The organism is Streptomyces sp. NPDC016640, from assembly GCF_043076215.1.
In the GTDB taxonomy this organism is placed as follows: domain Bacteria; phylum Actinomycetota; class Actinomycetes; order Streptomycetales; family Streptomycetaceae; genus Streptomyces.
In genome coordinates this window covers 1-4,792 of record NZ_JBIBRG010000038.1, presented here as the reverse complement: position 1 = coordinate 4,792, position 4,792 = coordinate 1, and the positions used below count along the sequence as shown (strand labels likewise).

At 37.1% G+C, this 4,792-nt stretch carries 5 protein-coding genes; 1 reads left to right on the top strand and 4 read right to left on the bottom strand.

All coding sequences use genetic code 11. The annotated features are described in order from the left end of the window. Positions 1–110: 110 nt before the first annotated feature. From mobV to ACF07S_RS33330, 3 genes are all read right to left on the bottom strand, one after another. Positions 111–1,457 (bottom strand): MobV family relaxase, encoded by a 1,347-nt coding sequence (mobV, locus tag ACF07S_RS33340; protein ID WP_053082646.1) that lies wholly within the window; start codon positions 1,455–1,457, stop codon positions 111–113. A 614-nt stretch (positions 1,458–2,071) separates the two neighbouring features. Further along, the gene (gene qacH, locus ACF07S_RS33335; protein WP_000121134.1) at positions 2,072–2,449 is read right to left on the bottom strand and encodes a quaternary ammonium compound efflux SMR transporter QacH; all 378 of its coding nucleotides are present in this window, start codon (positions 2,447–2,449) and stop codon (positions 2,072–2,074) included. Continuing rightward, on the bottom strand, positions 2,449–3,000 hold the full coding sequence (locus ACF07S_RS33330; RefSeq protein WP_000028029.1) for a TetR/AcrR family transcriptional regulator: 552 nt from the start codon (positions 2,998–3,000) through the stop codon (positions 2,449–2,451). Before ACF07S_RS33330 ends, qacH begins: the two co-directional genes overlap by 1 nt. A 1,039-nt stretch (positions 3,001–4,039) precedes the next feature. Here ACF07S_RS33330 and ACF07S_RS33325 point away from each other — a divergent pair. Beyond that, entirely contained in the window at positions 4,040–4,597 is a 558-nt protein-coding gene (locus tag ACF07S_RS33325; RefSeq protein ID WP_048558832.1) for a replication/maintenance protein RepL, read from the top strand. Positions 4,598–4,610: 13 nt separating this feature from the next. Here the strand turns inward: ACF07S_RS33325 and ACF07S_RS33320 are convergent. Then, on the bottom strand, positions 4,611–4,792 hold a 182-nt coding region (locus ACF07S_RS33320), incomplete at its 5' end, for a hypothetical protein (RefSeq protein WP_181960706.1).

Here is a 4,792-nt window from a genome sequence, read left to right as displayed (position 1 = left end):
AATAAGAGTTCCAGAACCTAAATGAGGTCTCTTTCTATCCCTCATAAAAAGCATTAATTCTCCCTCTTGGTCTAGTTTCTCCAACTTCTCAACCAATTGTTTCACCTTCATCAGCGTTCCATCTCCATCCCTTTTTGCCTTTGTGGCTTCTCCATTTTTTCTAAAGAGTCCTGGACTAATTTATCTTGCCTATCATCCAGGAACTTGATTGTACTTCGGTCTACATCATTCATCCTCAAGAACGTTTTTACTCGGTCAAGTTGAGCGTGTAAAACTTTGCCCACCCTCTCTTTAAAAACAGAAAACTCCTTGCTGATCTGCACGAGTTTTCCCTTCAATTTTCCGTTCTCTAATTTCAATTCCCGATTCTCATTTTGGTAAGACCGGTTCTCAATTTTTAGAGTGTCCACCTGTTGTTTTAACTCCTTTTTCTCCTTCAACTGGTCATTATATTTATTAACGAGTCCATTGTACTTTTCTATCAAGTCTCCATAGTTCTTTACAATGTCTGTTTGCTTCACTTTTTGCAGTGCTTTTTTCTCTGCTAAGGAGTCTAAATTCTCTTCAATATCTTTGTAGTAATAGCGAATTTTATCTTGTCCAATTTGCATATCAGCTTTCAGCTGCGTAACTTCTTTTTGAGTCTTTTCCAACTCTTTCTGCAGATTCTCTGCTTGTAGCTGATAAGCCACACCATTGGTCGCATAATCGACTAGGCTTTTGTAGTCTTGTTCCTTCATTCCAACAAGCCCTAGAACCTTTTTAGCTTCGATATTCGCAATCGATTTCGATTTATCATCAATCTCTTGAATATGCCCCATTGTCCGCTCATATTTCTCTTGGGCTTCCTTCTCCATGCTTTGAAACGTTTGAGCCTTATATTTAGCCGTCTCCACGTGTTTACGGCTCGACGAGACCCCTCTTTCCAAATTAAAGTCATTTTGCTTCAGGTACTGATTAAAATCGTCCTGAAGACTCACCAGTTGCTTTTTCTGGCCAAAGAAATCTTTAGCCGATAGTCGGCCATCCTCCGTTACTGGAACGAAGCCTACGTGCATGTGAGGGGTTTTCTCGTCATAGTGAACAGTCGCATAGATTAAATTCTTTTCACCGTATCGATCAGCAAGGAACTCATGAGCCGTTTCAAAATACCTTTTCTGCTCTTTGGGTGAAATTTTATCGAAGAATTCCTTGTCAGAGGTAATTAAGAATTCAGCCAGCTTAACTGCATCTTTACGGATCTTTTTTCCAGAGGTCACATTGTCCTCAATTACTTGGCTAATTTTCTCGTTGTAATCAATCTGCCTTTGACCGTTTATCAAGTCATAATTCAGATGAGAATCAGCTTTATTGATGTCGGGATTCGTTTCACTTTCCCTCTCTCTTTGGTTGTGAAATTGAATCCCTTTTATCCCATTTGATTTCATTTTCTGCATTCGGATAATGGAGTAACTCATGGGGTACGCACCCTTTCTGAAAATCGATAGATTAATAGAAAGTGTAACACACTACACTTTGCACGCAAAGTTTCATGTGGTCTGCGACGCTAAAAGCCAAACCTTGGGCTTTGCCCAAACCCACTGGGGAACTCTTCCCCAGACCCCCTTAATCGAACTCCCCAACCCCTCAATCCTTGAGGGGCTCCCTCGCCGGTAGGCAGCTCAAAAGGTGTTGCCTTTTGAGACACCAAGAGGGTCTTGGTGAAGTGAGTCTATCAACTCCTTATCCTCCCTTCGGTCCGGTACCGTTGACAGACGCCATACGGGCCTCTCTCGCCTTTGTAAGAGGTTGCCCCTAGTAAAAACCCTTAAAAAGCAAAAAAGACGCTTCTAGGGGTAGCGTCAGGGAAATGCGGATTTACAACGGTAAGCATTTGATACAAGTCTTATGAGACAGTCAGAAGTCATTTAAAACGCTAATTTCATTATGTCTCAATAAACTCTACTCTATTGGAATTGTGAAGTGATACACTTAAACTAACGTACGCAGGTTTGTTGAATAAGGACTTCAAAAAATACCCTTAATTAAGCTAAAAAGTCCTTCTCTTTATTAAGAAGGACTTTTTTATGTGTTATTCCATTGTCTCATTCATTGTAATAGTTTCGCTTGCTTCATGACCAGATTCTCCATGTCCTGGTCCAAACAAATTCAATATTACAACTCCTACAAGAATCAGTGTTATTCCTGCAATGCTAGCCATGTTAAGTTTTTCCTTCCAAACTAAAACTGAAATTACTGTAGTCAAAACAAGTCCTAAACCTGCCCATAATGCATATGCAGTGTTTAAGGGGATTGTTTTTAGCGACAAGGATAAAAAGAAAAAACAACCAACGAAAGCTATTATTACCCCTATTGTAGGATAGAGTTTTGAAAAGCCTTCAGATGCTTTTAATAGGGAAGAGCCAATAATCTCCCCCACTATTGCAAGTGCTAAATATAGATATGACATTATTCGTCCTCCTGAATCATGTTTATTAGTTCATCAAAAACTTGTGTTTTTAGTTCTTCATTTAATGGTGCCATTCCAAATATTTCTGAAAACCAAAGACCATCTATGGATAATCTTGTAATTGTTATTTTGACAGGATCAATTCCATCAGTTATTAACTTTGTATGCAAAATATCGTATCTCTGCCGGAATTCATCTAATAAATCTGGATTAATAAACATAGCAGCCATTAGTGCGGAATTTAGATTATTGTTTTCTAAATCGGAAAATGTAGATTTAAGATAAGCCCTATTCCATTTTCCTATTGCGTTATCATCGTCGTTATTAACTAACGTATTAATGCATTCGAAATAATTATTTGTCCAATCTTCCACCATTCCTTTAATTAATGCTTCCTTGCTAGGAAAATGGTATAATAATCCACCTTTACTCACGCCAGCTCTTTGGGCGACTGCCTCTAATGTGAGTTTGACAACTCCTTCTTCTTTTACAATTTCAGATGCAGCAATCAATATATTTTTTTTCTTATTAGCATGCTTTGAAATAGACATAATAACCTCCATAACTTAGATACATATAATATACCTTCTGGACGGTTTTTTTGTCAATCGAATTAAAGCTCTTATTTAATATCACTCTTTCACATAAAAATAATCCAATAAATTAATCTAAAGATTGTGAAGAAATGTACTTAAAGTAAAGGGAGCTTTAGTTCAACAGTCGATTTCTTAAAATCGGCTTTATTTATGGGTGAAAATTACATTACCGTTGTAAATCCGCATTTTCAGGACTCTACCCCTTCTAGAGCGCCTCTCATTGTTTTAGCGATTAATTATTATTCCCCTTATTATTTTTTTGAAAATGTTCTTTGTAATATAAATAATCAACTTTATGTTTTGTGGACATTAATTGAGTCGCTAATATTGCGGTGTAAATTGTCGTCAATCCTAGTGCTACTACGGCTAATAAATTTAAATTACTTTTATTAATGCTACTGTTACTATTCATGAAAGCTCAACTCCCTTCTTTAAAATTAGATTTCTAAATATCAAAGATTTTTATTCGAACACCATCAATTCTCCCCTTGTTTTAGGGTGGAGGCTGGCAAGGGGGTTTGGGGGAAGCCCCCATATTGCGTAGATCCATAAGGCAAAAGAGAAAATTTATGAACGGAAGCTCTGGCGGTTTTGGCGGTATAATGGCTCGAGCAAGCCGATTTCCTGAATTCCTCGTTTTAGGTACGTCGGCTTGGCGAAAGTACAGCACCGCCAAAATTTCGGAATGCAAGGAGAAAAGGGTGGAGATTTTTCGGTGGTCTGTCCGAAAAATACTACCCGAACCTTGCGTGGAGAAAAGCCCTTTAGGAGATATAGAAGGGAACACAGAAAAAATGTTGATATATCAATGTTTTAGTTAAGGTAATGTGTCATAGCTTGTGACACGTATATGTGTCATAGCTTGTGACACATAGTTGAATTAAGATGTGTCATTTTTTGCTTGACTATAGTTCATTTTTGACCTATGATGTGTCATAAATTATACATATAGGTATCACAGCTGATGATACATAACAAGGGAGAGAAGGATTCTATGCCAGCAGAGGTGCGTAAATTGGACGAGCAGAGAAAAATTAATGTTGAGTTAACCCCTGAACAACTTCAAATGCTTCAAAGACTTATTGATCTTGAACAGCAAGAAAACAAAGACAAAGAGCAATTTGAAGAGAAAAAGAAAAATCATAATTTCATCCAGCTTTATCGTGACAACATGCCAGAATTAAGATGGTTAATGGCAAATCATAACTTCGCAAGTTCTTTATTATTTTTTATCTTGGAACACATGGATAACAGAAATGCTTTAGCTTGTTCTTATGCAGTTTTTGAAGATTATTTTGGCAAATCAAGGTCAACAGTTTACAGAGCAGTAAAGCTTTTAGAGGAGAATGGATTTTTAAATGTTTTAAAAATGGGAACATCAAACGTCTATGTAGTGAACGAAGACCTTGCTTGGACAGATGGCAATGACAAAAAGAAATTTGCTAAATACGATGGTAAAATCCTTGTCAGCAAAAAGGAAAACAAGGACTTTGAATACAAAAGCCAATTTGATAAATTTAAAGCCCTTAGAGAACGTGAAAACTTAAAATAAAGCGAGTAGATAACTACTCGCCTTTCTTTATTTCAAGAGCATATTTGCCCTCATTTGAATCTTGGTCAACACTTGTAAAAACACCAATATCTTTTATTGGAATAAGAGTTCCAGAACCTAAATGAGGTCTCTTTCTATCCCTCATAAAAAGCATTAATTCTCCCTCTTGGTCTAGTTTCTCCAACTTCTCAACCA

What these genes read in the sequence shown, in the direction of transcription:
- ACF07S_RS33325 (WP_048558832.1), top strand. Translation starts at nt 4,040, where the DNA reads ATGCCAGCAGAGGTGCGTAAATTGGACGAGCAGAGAAAAATTAATGTT.
- mobV (WP_053082646.1), bottom strand. Translation starts at nt 1,457, where the DNA reads ATGAGTTACTCCATTATCCGAATGCAGAAAATGAAATCAAATGGGATA.
- ACF07S_RS33330 (WP_000028029.1), bottom strand. Translation starts at nt 3,000, where the DNA reads ATGTCTATTTCAAAGCATGCTAATAAGAAAAAAAATATATTGATTGCT.
- qacH (WP_000121134.1), bottom strand. Translation starts at nt 2,449, where the DNA reads ATGTCATATCTATATTTAGCACTTGCAATAGTGGGGGAGATTATTGGC.